General features: G+C 68.8%; 11 protein-coding genes. 6 read left to right on the forward strand and 5 right to left on the reverse strand.

What is annotated here, in order from left to right:
• The first annotated feature begins 30 nt into the window (after nt 1-30).
• Nucleotides 31-744, forward strand: a complete 714-nt coding sequence (locus tag ACKN61_RS08510; protein WP_408953112.1) for a rhomboid family intramembrane serine protease — start codon at nt 31-33, stop codon at nt 742-744.
• Between the two features lie 17 nt (nt 745-761).
• Here ACKN61_RS08510 and ACKN61_RS08515 read toward each other — a convergent pair whose 3' ends face one another.
• The 3 genes from ACKN61_RS08515 to ACKN61_RS08525 are packed head-to-tail and all read right to left on the reverse strand — an operon-like array spanning nt 762 to nt 3,522.
• The gene (locus tag ACKN61_RS08515) at nt 762-1,694 is read right to left on the reverse strand and encodes a tetratricopeptide repeat protein (protein WP_408953113.1); all 933 of its coding nucleotides are present in this window, start codon (nt 1,692-1,694) and stop codon (nt 762-764) included.
• The gene (locus ACKN61_RS08520; RefSeq protein WP_408953114.1) at nt 1,691-2,167 is read right to left on the reverse strand and encodes a hypothetical protein; all 477 of its coding nucleotides are present in this window, start codon (nt 2,165-2,167) and stop codon (nt 1,691-1,693) included. The genes ACKN61_RS08515 and ACKN61_RS08520 overlap by 4 nt, the downstream gene beginning before the upstream one ends.
• A complete protein-coding gene (locus tag ACKN61_RS08525) occupies nt 2,167-3,522 on the reverse strand; it encodes an AAA family ATPase (RefSeq protein WP_408953115.1) in 1,356 nt (451 codons plus the stop codon). Before ACKN61_RS08525 ends, ACKN61_RS08520 begins: the two co-directional genes overlap by 1 nt.
• 248 nt (nt 3,523-3,770) lie before the next feature.
• Here ACKN61_RS08525 and ACKN61_RS08530 point away from each other — a divergent pair, with 248 nt between their 5' ends.
• From ACKN61_RS08530 to ACKN61_RS08545, 4 genes are read left to right on the forward strand one after another with little or no spacing between them, the layout of a single operon-like run.
• Nucleotides 3,771-4,913, forward strand: a complete 1,143-nt coding sequence (locus ACKN61_RS08530) for an AAA family ATPase (protein ID WP_408953116.1) — start codon at nt 3,771-3,773, stop codon at nt 4,911-4,913.
• A complete protein-coding gene (locus ACKN61_RS08535) occupies nt 4,910-5,326 on the forward strand; it encodes a hypothetical protein (RefSeq protein WP_408953117.1) in 417 nt (138 codons plus the stop codon). Before ACKN61_RS08530 ends, ACKN61_RS08535 begins: the two co-directional genes overlap by 4 nt.
• Nucleotides 5,327-5,330: 4 nt before the next feature.
• A complete protein-coding gene (locus ACKN61_RS08540; RefSeq protein ID WP_408953118.1) occupies nt 5,331-7,166 on the forward strand; it encodes a hypothetical protein in 1,836 nt (611 codons plus the stop codon).
• Complete coding sequence (locus tag ACKN61_RS08545; RefSeq protein ID WP_408953119.1) at nt 7,159-9,891, forward strand: bpX6 domain-containing protein; 2,733 nt, start codon at nt 7,159-7,161, stop codon at nt 9,889-9,891. Before ACKN61_RS08540 ends, ACKN61_RS08545 begins: the two co-directional genes overlap by 8 nt.
• Before the next feature lie 90 nt (nt 9,892-9,981).
• Here the strand turns inward: ACKN61_RS08545 and ACKN61_RS08550 are convergent, their stop codons facing one another.
• Nucleotides 9,982-11,997, reverse strand: a complete 2,016-nt coding sequence (locus ACKN61_RS08550) for a M13 family metallopeptidase (protein ID WP_408953120.1) — start codon at nt 11,995-11,997, stop codon at nt 9,982-9,984.
• Between the two features lie 343 nt (nt 11,998-12,340).
• Between ACKN61_RS08550 and ACKN61_RS08555 the strand changes: the two genes are divergently transcribed.
• Entirely contained in the window at nt 12,341-12,751 is a 411-nt protein-coding gene (locus ACKN61_RS08555) for a hypothetical protein (RefSeq protein ID WP_408953121.1), read from the forward strand.
• Nucleotides 12,752-12,910: 159 nt separating this feature from the next.
• On the opposite strand, the gene ACKN61_RS08560 is transcribed toward ACKN61_RS08555, so the two are convergent.
• Nucleotides 12,911-15,019: a M13 family metallopeptidase gene (locus ACKN61_RS08560; protein ID WP_408953122.1), complete on the reverse strand. Its 2,109-nt coding sequence runs from the start codon at nt 15,017-15,019 to the stop codon at nt 12,911-12,913.
• Nucleotides 15,020-15,134 lie beyond the last annotated feature (115 nt).

Raw genomic sequence — 15,134 nt, forward strand, 5'->3', positions numbered from 1 at the left:
CTACCATAGCGCCCGATTCGAGGAGCCGCGATGTTTTCCAGTATCCCGCCGGTCGTCAGGAAACTGCTGATCGCCAATGTCGTCGTATTCGTTCTGCAAGCGCTGTTGAGCCAAGGCGATGCGACGCGCAGTTGGGTGCTGTGGTGCGAGTTGTGGCCGTGGTTGCCCGCGCATATCCCGGCCGCCGGCAACTTCATGCCGTGGCAGTTGCTGACCTCGGGCTTCATGCACGGCGGCATCGGCCACCTCGTGTTCAACATGCTCGCGCTGGTGATGTTCGGCGCTTCGCTCGAATACGAATGGGGCGCCAGGCGTTTCGCCATTTATTACTTCACCTGCCTGATCGGTTCGGCGTTGTTGCAGTTGCTGATCGCCTCGATCGCCGCGCGCCAGGGCGACGTCTATGTGACCCTGGGCGCTTCGGGTGCGGTGTACGGCCTGTTGCTGGCCTACGGCATGCTGTTCCCGAACCGGCCCGTGACCTTGTTGCCGTTCCCGATCGTGCTCAAGGCGCGCACCCTGGTGATCATCTACGCGGTCGCCGCGGTGTTCTACGGCGTGTTCGCCCAGGGCACCGGCGTCGCTCATTTCGCCCACCTCGGCGGCATGCTGGTCGGCTGGCTGACGATCCTGTATTGGCGCAAGCGCCCACCGGGCGGCGGCAACGGCGGCCGCCGCCGCGACCCGCGCCTGGAAGCCTTACGCGAACGCAGGCGCACGACCAAGTTGCGCGTGGTCAAGTAACGCCGAACAGCGCCCGCTCAGAACCCCGGACGCAGCTTGACCTGTTCCAGTTCGCGCTTGATCGAGCGCCAGAACAGGCTCGGTGCGATCCAGGTGTAGGCGCAGAACCCCAGCCACAGGTAGGACAGCGGTCCGGCCCAGTGCGACAGGCCATGCTCGGGCAGGGCGATCAGGGCGATGCGGTAGAGCAGGAAGATGCCGAGCAGCAGCACCACCGCGCGGGTGCGCGAACCGGCGCTGATGTAGCTCTGGAACCGCCACCACAGCCCGAGCAGCCAACTGCGGCGCGCTTTCACCGCCGCCATCAAGGTCAGGGCTTCGCCGTCCATCGGGTCGATCTGCAGCGCCCAGGCGGCGTGGTCGCGGGCGCTGTCGGTGCGGCCGGCGGCGAGTTCGCAATGGCCGAGCACGCAAAGGGCCTCGACGTGTTCGGGATGCGCGGCCAGCACCTCGCGCGCCAGGGCCTCGGCCTTGCGGCGTTCGCCGCGGCGCAGTTCCAGCGAGGCCAGCAAGGCCTGGTAGTCGACATCGGCCGGCTCCAGCTCGCAGGCGCGGCGCGCTTCTTCCAGGGCCTGCGCATCGCGGCCCCAGGCGCTGTAGAGGCGTGCGAAGGCATCGGCGATCGAGGCCGAGTCCGGGTCGAGTTCGCGCGCCGAGTGCAGATGGGTTTCGGCGTCGCGGAAACGCCGGCCCGCGGTCGCCACGATCGCCGCGGCCAGATGCGCGAACGGCGACTCGGGTTCGAGTTCGAGCGCGCGCGCGGCTTCCAGCGCGGCCGCATGCAGGCGCTTGCGCTTGACCAGGCACAGAGCCAGGAAGGCGTGCGCGCCGGCCTGATCGGGGTCTTCGCCGAGCAGACGCAGCAACACGTCGATGGCTTCGTCGATCTGGCCGTGGGCGTAGTAACGCTCGGCCATCTGCAACCAGTAACCGTGGCTGGCGTCGTTCATTGCAGGATCACCGACAACAAGGCGGGCAGTTGCACGGCGCCGAGCGCGCCGCGCCCGACCACGGCCAGCAGGATCATCAACGGCAGGCCGTTGCGCGCCTGGCCGCCGTAGTACTCCCAGATCTCGAAGCAGCGTTGCTGCATCAAGTACACGGCATAGGCCATGCCGAGCTTGAGCAACAGGATGCTCAGAAACGCGTAGCGCAACTGCGCGCCCTGCAGCCAACCGTTCTGCTCGCACAGCAGCAGAGCGAACAGCAGCAGCGGGCTGCCGACCGCGCTCAGGCCGATGCACAGCCATTCGCGCCAGCGCGTCGGGCTGCCGATCGCCAGCGAATTGAAGCCGAACCAGAGCAGGCCGAAGCCGCTGCCGGCCAGCATCACGCTGAGCAAGGGCCAGACCGGATCGACCGCGTAGCGCGACAGGCCGGACGGCAAGGGCTCGTCGGGCAAACGATAGACCGAGGCCGCCATCAGCCGCCTCCGTGGCGCTTGAGGAACTCCAGCACCTCGTCGTACTGGCCGCCCTGGTTGGCGTAACGGGCGTGATTGCGCGCCGTGGTCAGCCATTCCAGGGTGGTCGAACGGGTGTCTTTCAAGGCCGCGCGCAGGTGGCTCATGGTCAGCGGTATTTCCCGGCCCTGGTCGATCGAGGCCTCGATGGCCTCGTCGATCGCGGTCTCGACCAGGTTGCGCAGGTCGGCGCCGGAATAACCCGAGCTCAAGCGCGCGATCTCGGCGCCGTCGATGTCGTCGCCGAGCGGGCGCTCGCGCAGCAACAGCTCGAGGATGGCGCGCCGCGCCGGCTCGTCCGGCGGCGGCACGAACAGCACCCGGTCGAAGCGGCCGGGGCGGCGGAACGCGGCGTCGACCGCCCACGGCACGTTGGTCGCGCCGAGGATCAGCACGCCCTGGTTGTTCTGGCCGAAGCCGTCGAGTTCGGTCAGGAACTGGCTGACCAGCTTGGCCGAGGTGGCCTCGCGCGAGTACTGGCGCTTGCCGCCGATGGCCTCGATCTCGTCGAAGAACACCACCGCCGGGGCGGTGCGCCGCGCGGTCTCGAAGATCGCATGCAGCTTGCGCTCGGACTCGCCGATATACATGTCCAGTACGTCGGTGATGGCCACGTTGTAGAAACGCGCCCCGCATTCGCCCGCGGTGGCGCGGGCGAGCAGGGTCTTGCCGCAGCCGGGCGGCCCGTACAGCAGGATGCCGCCGCCGGAGCGGCGCTTGAAGCGCTCGAACAGCGAGGGCTTGAGGAAGGGGGTGATGATGCGGCGGCGGATCTGGTGCTTGACCTCGTCCAGGCCGCCGACGTCGGCGAAACCGATCCGCGCCTCCGGCGGCTGCAGCAGCCGCGACACGTCGTCGGCATCGGTGTCGTCGTTGGCGATGCTGGTCTGCAGGCTGCCCGATTGCATGCGCCGCGCATTGGCCAGCGAGATCACCTTGCCGGCCAGCTCGGTCGCCAGGGCGGCGTCTTCGAGCGCCGGGTTGAGGGCGATGGCCTGCTGGTACAAGCTGCGCGCGTCTTCGCGGCGGCCTTCGCCGAGCAGCAGGCGCGAACGCGCGAACAGCGAGGCCGCCGAATTCTCCGGCGCGATCCGCACCACGCGTTCATCGTGGCGGTGCTCCAGCAGCAAGCGCAGCGCGGCGTCGCGCTGGGTCGGGTCGGCCAGCAGGGCGTCGCCGCCGAGTTCGATCGCACGGATCAATGCGTCCGGGTCGGCTTCGTTCAGGCAGGCGTTCACGACCAGCATGCCGAGCGCCGGGTTGTGCGGGCTGGCGGCCAGCGCGGCGAGCAGATCGTCGAGGGAGGTATCGGGCATGACGGCATCCTGGCCGGGTGTGGCGGCGTATAGCGTAAAGAAAAACCGCGCAGGATAGGTCCGCGATCGCAACCGTACCGTGGCGCCGGTTGCGGTTCGACGAGCGCTGCGCCTACAGTGCGAACTGTGGCGCAGGTCCGTTTCCGGGCCGCGAACCACGCCCCGTCAGCAAGCCCGCCGCCGCAGGACCGCGCGCCGCCAGCGCGCCGTCCGCCGATGGCGACGCCAAGGATCCAGGCCGTCCGTCGATGACTTTTTCGCCCGAACCTTCCGCCGCAGAGCAGGCCGCGGCCCGCGTCCGCGATGCCGTGCATTCCGCCACCACCGGCCTGGTCGAACGCGAGCAACTCGCCGAGCTGATCGTGCTCGCCGCGGTCGCCCAGGAACATCTGTTGATCATCGGCCCGCCCGGCACCGCCAAGAGCGCGGTGGTGCGGCGCGTCGCCGCCGCGCTCGGCGGCCGTTACTTCGAATATCTGCTCGGGCGCTTCACCGAGCCGGCCGAATTGTTCGGCCCGGTCGACCTGCGCCGGCTGCGCGAGGGCGTGGTCGAGACCGACGTCACCGGCATGCTGCCCGAAGCCGAGGTCGCCTTCCTCGACGAGGTCTTCCTCGGTTCGACCGCGATCCTCAATACCTTGCTCGGCGTGCTCAACGAGCGCCGCTTCCGTCGCGGCCACACCCAGATCGACTGCCCGCTGCGGGTCTGCGTGGGCGCGGCCAATGCCTTGCCCGATGACGAATCGCTGGCCGCGTTCGCCGACCGTTTCCTGCTGCACCTGTTCGTCGAGCCGGTGCCGGACCACCAACTCGAAGCCCTGCTCGAAGGCGGTTGGCAGTCCGAGCGCGCCGCGGTCGAGCATCGCACCGAACTGGCCGACATCGACCTGTTGAGCCGGCGCGTGCCGCAGGTGAGCATGGGCCTTGCGCGCGGCCTGCTGGCCGATGCGATCCGCAAATTGCGCAGTGCCGGCCTGAGTCTGTCGGACCGGCGCATCGTCAAGGTCCAGCGTCTGATCGCCGCCGCGACCGTGCTCGCCGGCCGCGACACCGCCACCGCCGCCGACCTGTGGCCGCTGTTCTACGTGATGCCGACCCGCGAGGCGCAGGCGGCGGCCCAGGACGCCTTGCGCGATTCGCTGTCGGCGGCGGCCAATCCGACCCTGCGCGCCGCGGTCGAGCACGCGGTGTTGCAGCCGGTGTCGCGCGCCGCACGTCTGATCGAAGCAGCACGCAGCTGCCTGCACGGCGCGGCCGACGCACCGGCCGCGACGACGATAGCGGAAGCCCTGCTGCGCGAGATCGACGCCAACTTCGATCCGCATTCGATTCCGCCCGAACTCGCCGCCGAGCGCGCGCGGCTGGTCGAACGGGTCGCCGCGCCGACATGAAATGGCGCTGGCGCGCAGAGGCCGACCCGCCCGCGCCGCAAGGCGCGATCGGGATCGGCGCGGCGGCGCAGGGCCTGCTCGATGCGCTCGCGCGCGTCGACGCGCGCATGCGCGAGGCGCTGATGCTGACCGCGAACGCCGATGCCGTCGTCGTCACCGGCGCCGCCGAATCGCTGCCGTGGAGCGACGGCGTGGCCTATATCGCGCCGCGCCAGGAAGCGCCGGCGCTGTGGCTGCCGACCACGCAGCGCCCGGACCTGCCGCTGGACTTGCTGCTGCGCGCGATCGCGCGCCGGCATCGGCAGTCGCCGCTACTGCTGTGGCCCGAGCCGATGCAGATCGTGCCGTTGCACCGGGCGCTGCCGGCGAGCGACGCGCTGATCGCGCAGATCCGCGCGCACTGGCGGAGCTGAGCCGATGCGGGTACCCGAGGCGCTCAAACCCTGGCGGCCGTGGCTGGACTGGTTCGATGCCGAGATCGTCGACCTGCTCGGCGATCTGCTGCTGCGCCTGCATCCGATGCTCGGTGCGTTCCGGATGCGCGCGCAGCGCGGCGTGGCCGAGCCCGAGGGCATCGACGATCTGCGCCGGCGCGGCCATTACGAGCGCCTGTTGCTCAGCGAGTGGGCGCTGGCCGACGAGGTGCCGGAAGAATTCGACCGCCGCGCCGCCGGCGGCGAGCATCTGTTCCTGTCGCCGAAACTGGTCGCGCGCGAAGCCGATGCGCTGACCGTGGCGGTGTTCGACACCGGCCCGGGCCAGCTCGGCGCGGCGCGCCTGGTGCATGTGGCGATGTGGATCCTGCTGGCCGAACGCGCGCAGGCGGCGAAGGCGCGCTTCGCCTGGGGCGTGCTCGGCGCGCCCGGCGTGCTGCATCCGGCCGACACGCCCGAACGTCTCAAGCAATTGCTGCAGGCGCGCAGCCTGACGCCGGGCGGCCCCGCTTCCGACAGCGCGGGCAACGCACAGGCTGTGCGCGACCATCACGAACGCGAGTGGCGGCGTGCGCTGGACGAAGCCGATCCGAGCCCGGGCGAGCGCTGGTCGATCGGCGCGCATGCGGCCGGCTATGGGCTGGGGCATCGCGTCGACGTTTCGCGCGCGGCCGAACAGCAGCTCGCGGTGACCATCGCCTCGCGCCAGGCGCGGCGCGAACTGCGCCTGGCCTTGCCGCCGCCCGAGCGTTCCAGCGCCTTGCTGCGCGGCGAGTTCGAGCGCGTCGAGGTTTCGCGCCTGACCGAAGTCACTAGAGGCGCGCGCGGCCAGGGCAAGTTGTCGCTGAAGCAGCCGCCGTTGATCTCCTGGGGCGCGCGCCACATCGCCGTGCCGCTTGCCGGCGAAAACGCCGCCCATGTCTATCGTTTGCCGTCGAGCGAGGCGACGCGGTTGCAGCCGCCGAAGACCACGCGCTGGCGCAAGGGCAAGTCGCTGGTCGCCGCGACCCTGACCGAGCGACACTTCGCCGGGGTGATCCCACACGCGGAATGGCTGGAAGGCTGGCAGTTCGATGGCATGGGCAGGCTGCCGTTGGTGCCGCCGGGCGATCTCGATGTCACTACCGGCAAGGCGCGCTTGCTGCCTTGCGTGTGGTTCAACCGGGGCTCCGGCTATCGGCATTTGTTGCTGCTGTCCAGCCAGCGAAAATTATTGTCGTGGAAGCGTGTGGGGCTCGAGCACAAAGCTTATGAAGTCATAGCCGATCAGGTGCTTGCAATCGCGCGTAGTGACGTCGAGCGGATGGTCTATCTGCGCCAAGACGAGGGCCATCTGCATCTGCATGCGATTCACCGCAGCCAGGTTCTGGAGCGTGTCGCGCTCCTGGGCCCAGTCAATGCGGCCTTCCTCAGCGGTACCTGTCTTGTGGACCGCTGGCAGGGCGGTTACTGCGTCGAGCAGATCGTCGGCGGGCATGGCGGCGAACGCTCGAGCATCTGGCGGGTATTCGCGCGCATCGCCGATCACCCGCCGAGCGACTACGAAATCGTGCTGGCGGGCGACTGGAAAGTGGTCGGGCTGAGCCAGCCCGACGGCGACGACATCGGTTTGATCGCCTTGCGTCCGGACCGCAAGGCGCTGATGCGCATCGGCGCCCAGGGGCGTTCGGTGCTGTACGAATCGCCGAGTCCGATCAGTACGGTCAGCGTCGCCGTCGACGCCGACCTGATCGCCTTGGTCGACCTGCAAGGCCGTTTGGTGGTGTTGCGCGACGGCGCGCGAAAGATGCTCGTCTACACAGGGGGAGACGATGGCTGAAACCAATAGCAATGCGGGGGCGCAGGCCGATACGGCCGTGCGCCATCCGGTCTGGCGTGGCTGGCAACCGGTCGCCGGGTTGTGGTTCGGCGCCGACTGGCTGGCGCCGGAACGGCGCGCCGAACGCATTCTGCAGGCCTGGACGATGGGCTGTCGCGCCTGGCGTTTCGACGACGGCGACGTGCTCTGCTTCGAGCAGGCGCGGCCGATGCAATGCAGCGAAGCGGCCGGCGTGCCTTTGTGCCGCATCGGTGCGCATGGCCTGTACGCAGGGCCGTTGACCGCCGACGAACTCGCCGCGCTGGCGCCGGCCGACGTGCAACTGGTGGTCGGCGGGCGCTTGCAGCCGCTGCACTTCGCCCAGGCCCAGGCGCTGGACCCTTCGCTGGTCATCGACATCGACGACTACGCCCTGCACGACACCTACGATGGCCGCTTCAGCCTGCGCGCGCCGCGCCACGACCGGCTCGCCGGCAAGCGCGTGCGCGAGGTGCTGGGCGACAGTATTCCGCCGCCGAGCAAGGAGCAGGCCGAGTTCCTGCGCCGTGCGCGCGGGGGGATGGGCACCGAGGCGCCGCCGAGCTTGCGCGAACGCGTCACCGGCACCCGCGACGGCATGGCCGATTGGCTGTTGCGACGTTTTCCGGGCTTGTCGGGCGAGCCGGGGCCGGCGCGCAGCGGTCACGCCGCGCAGACGCGCAACGGCGCCGCCGGCACCTTGCGCGCACGCGCCGCGCCGCGCGCGCCGCAGGCCTGGCGTTCGGCCCTGGTGCGTTTCGCGATGGCGAGCCGCGCTTCGAAACTGATCGGCATGCGCCAGGGCGCCTACCTGCGCCGGATGATGGCGCAATTCGAAAAGGGCGACCTCGGCGAGGCGCTGCGCAATGCCTTGCCGATCGACGGCCGCGGCGATTCGCTGGGCCAGGCCTTCGGCACGCCGGGCCGGCGCGGCGACCTCAGCCTCGGCGGCGATCGTCATGCATCGACCGACATCAATCTCGGCGACTACGAGCGCGAGCACCTGCGCAAACTCTATCGCCAGGCCTTCGACAAACTCGACCGCCAGGGCCAGATCGACGAAGCCGTGTTCGTACTCGCCGAACTGCTCAACGCCCGGCACGAAGCACTGGATTACCTCGTGCGCCACCAGCGCCATTCGCAAGCGGCCGAGCTCGCGCTGAGTTGGGACATGCCGGCGGAAACCATCATCCGCTTGCTGATGCTGTCCGGCGACAGCGAGCGCGCGATCCTGGTCGCGCGTCGCGACAATGCCTTCGCTGCGGCGATCGCGATGTTGGAAAAAGACCACCCGGAGCACGCAGGCAGGCTGCGCCGCGAATGGGGCCAGGCGCTGGTCGAGCGAGGGCAGTGGCTGGCCGCGGTCGATGCGGTCTGGCCGGAGCCGGAACTGCGCGAGCAGGCCGGACGCTGGTTGCTCGCAGCCGAGGCCGCCGGCGACGAATTGTCGGCGCGCGCTTTGGTGCAGCGCGCGACGCTGTTGCCCGACACGATCGAACACTATGCCGAGCGCATCGCGACCCTGGCCGACCCGGCGTCGCCGCCGTTGCCGCGCGCGGCCCTGGCCGAAGCGCTGCTCGCCGCCAAGGGCAACGGCAAGGCCCTGCGCATGCTCGCCACCCGCGTGTTGCCGGCGCTCGCGGCCGATCGCGCTGCGTGCGCGAACGCGCTCGACCGCCAGCAGTTGGAGCGCCTGCTGAAATTGTCCGGCGACCCGTGGCTGCGCGCCGATCTGCCGCCCTGGGGCGTGCCGGCGGTGGCCGGGCGCAAGCTGTGGGAGAGCCAGGGCGAGCAGCGCTGGCAGGCGCCCGCGGCCGGGTTGCATGCCGCGCACGATATCGTCGCGATCGGCGAGGGCCGCTATCTCGCCGCGCTCGGCGAAGCCGGCGTCGCGGTGATCGACCGTCACGGCCGCAGCGTCCGTCGTTATGCGGTGCCGGCCTACAAGCTGGCGATCGCCGACAGCCTGCAGGTGGCATTGGCGATCGCGCCGCGCGAGGCGGTGTCGCGCATCGCACGGCTGGATCTGGCCCATCACGAGATCGCCGATCTCGGGGTGATGCCGATCCAGTTCGCCGCCGACCGTTACGACGGCATCGCCTGGTCGCTGGTGTCGAACGACCGCCTGTTGGTGGTCGACGCGGCGCGGCCGTCGCTCGACGTGTTGTGGAGCGTCAGCGAGCCCAACAGCCGGGTGATCGCGGCGGAGTACTTCGCCGCCGACGAGTTGTTCCTGATCCAGGACGCGCGCGGCGCGAGTTGCTGGCATTACCGCTTGCCGCGGCGCGCGCTGCGTTCGCGCGACACCGTGCCCGAGAGCCTGGAACAACGCCTTCGGCTGCACCCGATCACCGGCGCGCAATTGCTCGATGTTTCGGCCGACGAGGACGGCATGTTGTTGGCCTACTCGTGGTCGAACTATCGGCGCAGCGTGCAGTTGTCCGCGCATGCACTCGGCAGGCTGCGCGACTGCAGCATCAAGTCGCTCGCCAACGGTTTCCTGGTCGGCCTGTACGGCGAGGAAGCGATGCGCTTCCACTTGGTCCGCTTCAACGACGCGGCCTCGCTGGCCGCGATCGACTGGCCTTACGGCGCGGCGGTGTCGGTGCGCGAGCAGGACGGCCGCCTGCTGATGTATGACGACCAGGGCCGGGTGCTGGATATCGACACCCAGCGCACGCAAGTGCACGGGTTGTCCTTGCTCTGAGTTTGCGCGGCCACGGCAGGCAACGAAAAAGCCCGGCTTGCGCCGGGCTTTTCCTTATCGCTTATCGCAGTTCGCTGGGTGCCGCCTCGATCAGGGAAACACCTTGATCTGTTGGTCGGGCTTGCGCTGCATCGCGGTGCCGGCCTTGCAGCCGAAGGTCTCGCCGAACGCGGCCAGGTTCGACAGCGGCACGTTGGTGCGCCACTGGCCGGGGGCATGGATGCCCGCGGCCGAGCGCTGCGCGGCGACTTCCGGGCTCAGCTGCTGCGCCCACAGACCGGCCCAGGCGCGGAAGAAGGCCTGGTTGGCGTCCTTGCTCGCCGCCGGCGACGCGGCGCGGAACGCCGACCACGCCAGTTCGACGCCGGCCTGGTCGGCGATGGCGACTTCGCGGACCTGATTGCCGTTGACCTTGACCCCGCTCAGGCCCGGATAGGATTCGGCGCTGTACTGCGCGGCGACGCGGCCGGCGAGCGAGTCCCAGGCCGAGACTTCGGCCGGGGTCCACCAGTCGCGCACTTCCTGCTTGGCGTTGACGTAGCGGCCGCGGCTGTCGAAGCCGTGGGTCAGTTCGGCGCCGACCAGGGCGCCGTAGGAGCCGTACTGCGCGGCTTCGGGCTTGCTCATGTCGAGCACCGGCGCCTGCAACATCGCCGCGGTCACGATCAGGCGGTTCTGGGCGATGTCGTAGGCCAGCGACGGCTCCTGCGGCAGCACGTCCCAGCGACGGTCGGCGTTGCCGCGGCCGATCCGCTTCATTTCCTCGCGGTGGCGCCAGGTCGAAGCGATCAGCATGTTGCTGCCGAAGCTGCCGCGGCCCATCGGCTGAACGGTGTAGTCGAGATCGCGCTTGGGCGTGCCGACTTCGATCTTGAGCTTGCCGAGCTTGGCGCGCGCTTCGTGCTTGACCGCCTCGCTGAAACGGGTGTCGGCGTCGATCGCCTTGCCCACGGCATCGCGCAGTTGCCCGGCGATCTGTTCGGCGCGCGCGTCGGTCGCGGCCGGCAAGTAACGCGCGGCGTATTCGTGGCCGACCATCGGGCCGGCGGCGAGGGTGATCGCGTCGAGCACGGCCTGCTGACGGGGCGCCGGCGCGGCGTGGCCGCGCAGCACGCGGCCGCGGAACTCGAACTCGGCGTCGCGGAACGGCTTGGCCAGGTACGGCGCCATCGAATCGCCGACACGCCAGCGCAGATAGGTCTTCCACTGGTCGGGCTTGAGGCTGCCGAGCAGCTTGTCGAGTTCGGCGAACAATTGCGGGTTGGCCAACGAGACGCTGTCGTCGCTGACGCCCTGGGCCTTGAGGAAGTCGGCCAGCTGCAGGTTCTTGTACTGCTTGGCCAGGGTCGCGACCGCGACCGGGGCGTAGTTGGCGCGCGGGTCGCGCAGGTCCGGCAGCGACTTGGAGGCGCGGGCGATGCGGGTTTCCAGGTCGATCACGAACAGCGACTCGGCCGCCAGCTTGTCCTTGGACGTGCCGGTCAGGGTCAGGATCTTCTGCACGTAGTTGTTGTAGTGGCCGAGCAACTGACGGGTATCGGCGTCGGTGCGGGTGTAATAGGCCGGGTCGGGCAGGCCGAGGCCGCCCTGGCTGAAGTAGCCGATGTGGCGTTCCAGGTCCTGCAGGTCGATGTCGGCGCCGAAGTTGAAGGTCACCGGGATGCCGACCTGGTGCAGCGCGGCGATCGAGGCCGGGATTTCCTTGGCCTTCTTGATCGCGTTGATGCGGCCCAGCAGCGGGGCGATCGGCTGCGAACCGTCGCGCTCGACGGCGGCTTCGTCCAGGCCACTGGCCCAGAAGTCGCCGAGCAGCTTCTGCACGTTGCCCTGCGGCGCGGTCATGGCGCTGTTGAGCAGTTCCAATTGCTGCTTGCGGGCATTGGCGGCCAGGGTTTCCAGCGAGGACACCGAACCGGCGCCGGACAAGGGGTTGCTGCGCAGCCAGTCGCCGTTGGCGCTGGCATAGAAGTCGCTGCACGCCGATGCGGCGGCGGGCGCCTTGGGCTTGGCAGCGGCCTTCTTCTTGGCGGCATCGGCGGTCGGCGAGGCCAGGCCGGCAATCAGGCTGAGGGCGAGGGCGCAGGCAAGCGGGCGTAGGGTCGACATCGCGTATTCCATCCTGGGGATGCGGGAGTTTAACAACTGCGCCGGTGACGGCGATGAACGGGTTTGGCGGTTGGGGCACGGGCCGAGGCAGGGCCGCCCAGGGGCGATACTGGCCGCAGGCCGGGAGAGGGTACGCCCACTCTCACCCACCCGTGCCTCGGCCCCAGCGCCTGGCGCTCGCGAACGCGCGAGCCAGTGGCTCGCAAGCATCGCTCGCTTACCCCGGCCCTCGGCTCCGCACTCCCTTCGGTCGCCGCGAGCGGGCACTTGAGGAAGACAGGCGGCCGATCGAATTAGACTGGGCGATGCCTTGCGTCTATCCGGATGTCCATACCCGTACGTCATGCCCATGACCCCAGACTACAAAACCGGCGAGCAGGCGCTCGACGCGGCCATCCGGGCTTATTCGTGGATGGATTTCCATGTGGTCGCTTACGACGAAGTTAGCCTGATCGTCCGCGGCACCCTGGACGTGAGCTACGGCTACCAACTGCAGATCGAGTTCGGCGATGTGGGCTATCTCGATTGCCCGATGAGCTGGCGCACCGGTACCGACACGCAGGTGTTCTCGAAAGTCGATCCGGCCACGTTGACGGACGATGCGCGCGAGCGCTTCTTCGACGGCAACGGCGGCGAGGTATTCCGCTTCGCGGTCGAAGGTGTCCATCGCCCGTGGTTCGCCCACGTCGTCGCGGCGCGGATGCGGTTTTTCGCCGCCGCGCACGGCGAGTATCTGAGCTGGAGCGACGCCTGAGCGATCGCGCGCGGATACGCCGCGGCGATGGCCTGCCGGCGTAGACGAAACGCCTCGCGTAGCCGCAAAACAACAAAAACAAAAAACGAAGGCCCGGGAATTCCCGGGCCTTCGTCAGGCGATTCGCGTTGGCGCGGGACTAGGCTCGCGCCGCGATCCTCACCAGATCACCACCTGCTTGTCGCCCTCGCGGACCATCGGCTGGCCCGGCTTGCACGAGAACGCGGCGGCGAAGGCCGGCAGGTTCGACGGCGCGCCGATCGCGCGGAAGTTGGCCAGGGCGTGCTCGTCGGTCTGCAGACGCACCTTCATTTCTTCGGCGGTGAAATTGCGGCGCCACACCGTCGCCCAGTTGAGGAAGAAGCGCTGGTCGCGGGTGAACCCGTCGGTCTTCGGGTCCGGGGTGTCGCCGGCGGCCTTCTTCATCGCGTCGTAGGCCGTGGCCAGGCCCCCGAGGTCGGCGATGTTCTCGCCGAGGGTGTGCTTGCCGTTGACGTGCTGGCCCGGGGCGGCTTCATAGGCGTTGAACTGCTGGATCAGCTTGTCGGTCAGGCCCGAGAAGGCCTTGGCGTCGCTCGGCGCCCACCACACTTCCATGTTGCCGGTCGGTCCGAAACGCGAACCCTGGTCGTCGTAGCCGTGGGTCATTTCGTGGCCGATCACCGCGCCGATGCCGCCGTAGTTGGTGGCGTCGTCGGCCTTCGGATCGAAGAACGGCGGCTGCAGGATAGCGGCCGGGAACACGATCTCGTTCTGCAGCGGGTTGTAGTAGGCGTTGACCATCTGCGGCGGCATGCCCCATTCGGTCTTGTCGACGGGCTTGCCGATCTTGCCCAGGTTCCACTTGTAGTTGAACTCGTTGGCGGCCTTGACGTTGGCGTAGTAGCTGTCGCGGCTGGTGGCCAGGCCGTTCCAGTCGCGCCACTTGTCCGGGTAGCCGATCTTGGGCGTGAAGCTGGCCCACTTCTCGATCGCCTTCTTCTTGGTGTCGGCGCTCATCCAGGCCAGGTTCTCGATGCGCACCTTGAGGGCTTCGCTGAGGTTCTTGACCAGGGTCTGCATGCGCTCCTTGGATTCCGGAGTGAAGGCGACCTTGACGTACATCTGGCCCAGCGCTTCGCCGGCCTGGCCTTCGATGGTGTCGAGCACGCGCTTGCCGCGCTCCTTCAGTTCCTTCTGGCCGCGCAGGGTCTTGCTGTAGAAGTTGAAGTTTTCTTCGACGAAAGCGTCCGACAGGTACGGCGAGGCACCGTCGATGGCATGGAAGCGCAGATAGGCCTTCCACTGGTCGGCCGGGACTTCGCCGATCATCTTGCTGACTTCCTGGTGGAAGGCCGGCACGGCGAGCGAGAACATCTTCGGCAGGGCGACGCCCTGCGACTCGAAGAACTTGGTCCAGGAGAAATTCGGGGTCAGCTTGTCGGCATCGGCCGGGCTGACCGGGTTGTAGTACAGCGAGACGTCGCGCGACAGGGCTTCGCGCGACTTCGAGGCCTTGGCCAGGCGGGTCTCGAACGAGATCACGTCCTTGGCCTGCTTGGCGGCGTCGGCCGCCGGCGTGCCGCCGAGCTCGAGCACCTTGGCGATGTGGGCCTCGTATGCGGCGAGCTTGTCCTTGTGCTTGGCGTCGGAGTAGTACGGCGTGTCCGGCAGGCCCAGGCCGCCTTGCGAGGCGTAGGCGATGTTGTTGGCCGAATCCTTGAAGTCGGCTTCGGCGCCGAAGCCGAACAGCGGATTGTCGCCGGTGGCTGCGCTGGTGCGCAGGTAGTCGGCGATCTTCTCCGCGCTGTCGAGCGCGTCGATCTTGGCCAGGTCGCCCTTCAGCGGCTCCAGGCCCTGGGCATTGATCTTGGCCGCGTCCATGCCGGTCGACCACAGGTCGCCGACGATCTTCTCCACGCCGGTGGCCTTGGTGTCGGCCGCCGCTTGTTCGGCGATCTGGCGCTGCACCGCGGTGGAACGCTCGTCGAGCATCTCGAACGCGCCCCACGAGGTGCGGTCGCCCGGGATGGCGTTGGCGGCGAGCCACTTGCCGTTGACGTATCCGCCGAAGTCGGTGCAGGCGTCCTTGGTGGTGTCCAGGTCGGCGACGACGAAGCGGTTGACCGGCGGCAGCTTGCTCTCGTCGAGCGTCAGCGCACTGGTTTCGGCGGGCTTGTCGGCGGCGGCCGGCGCGGCCGGGGCAGGGGTTTCCTGCTTGCCGCAGGCGGCCACGACCGTGGCGATGGCGAGGGACAACAGCAGGACTTGCGGTTTTTTGAAGGTCACAGCGGACTCCAGCCGGAGAGGCGTTGGCGAGATACGAATCGGGAGTGTGGCGGATTTCGGACCGGCGCTGCTCGGTCTTTCCCGGATCACGGGCGGACGATAGTCCCGTTCCCGG

Origin of the sequence: Lysobacter sp. Hz25 (assembly GCF_046097045.1) — a bacterium.
GTDB lineage: Bacteria > Pseudomonadota > Gammaproteobacteria > Xanthomonadales > Xanthomonadaceae > Lysobacter > Lysobacter antibioticus_B.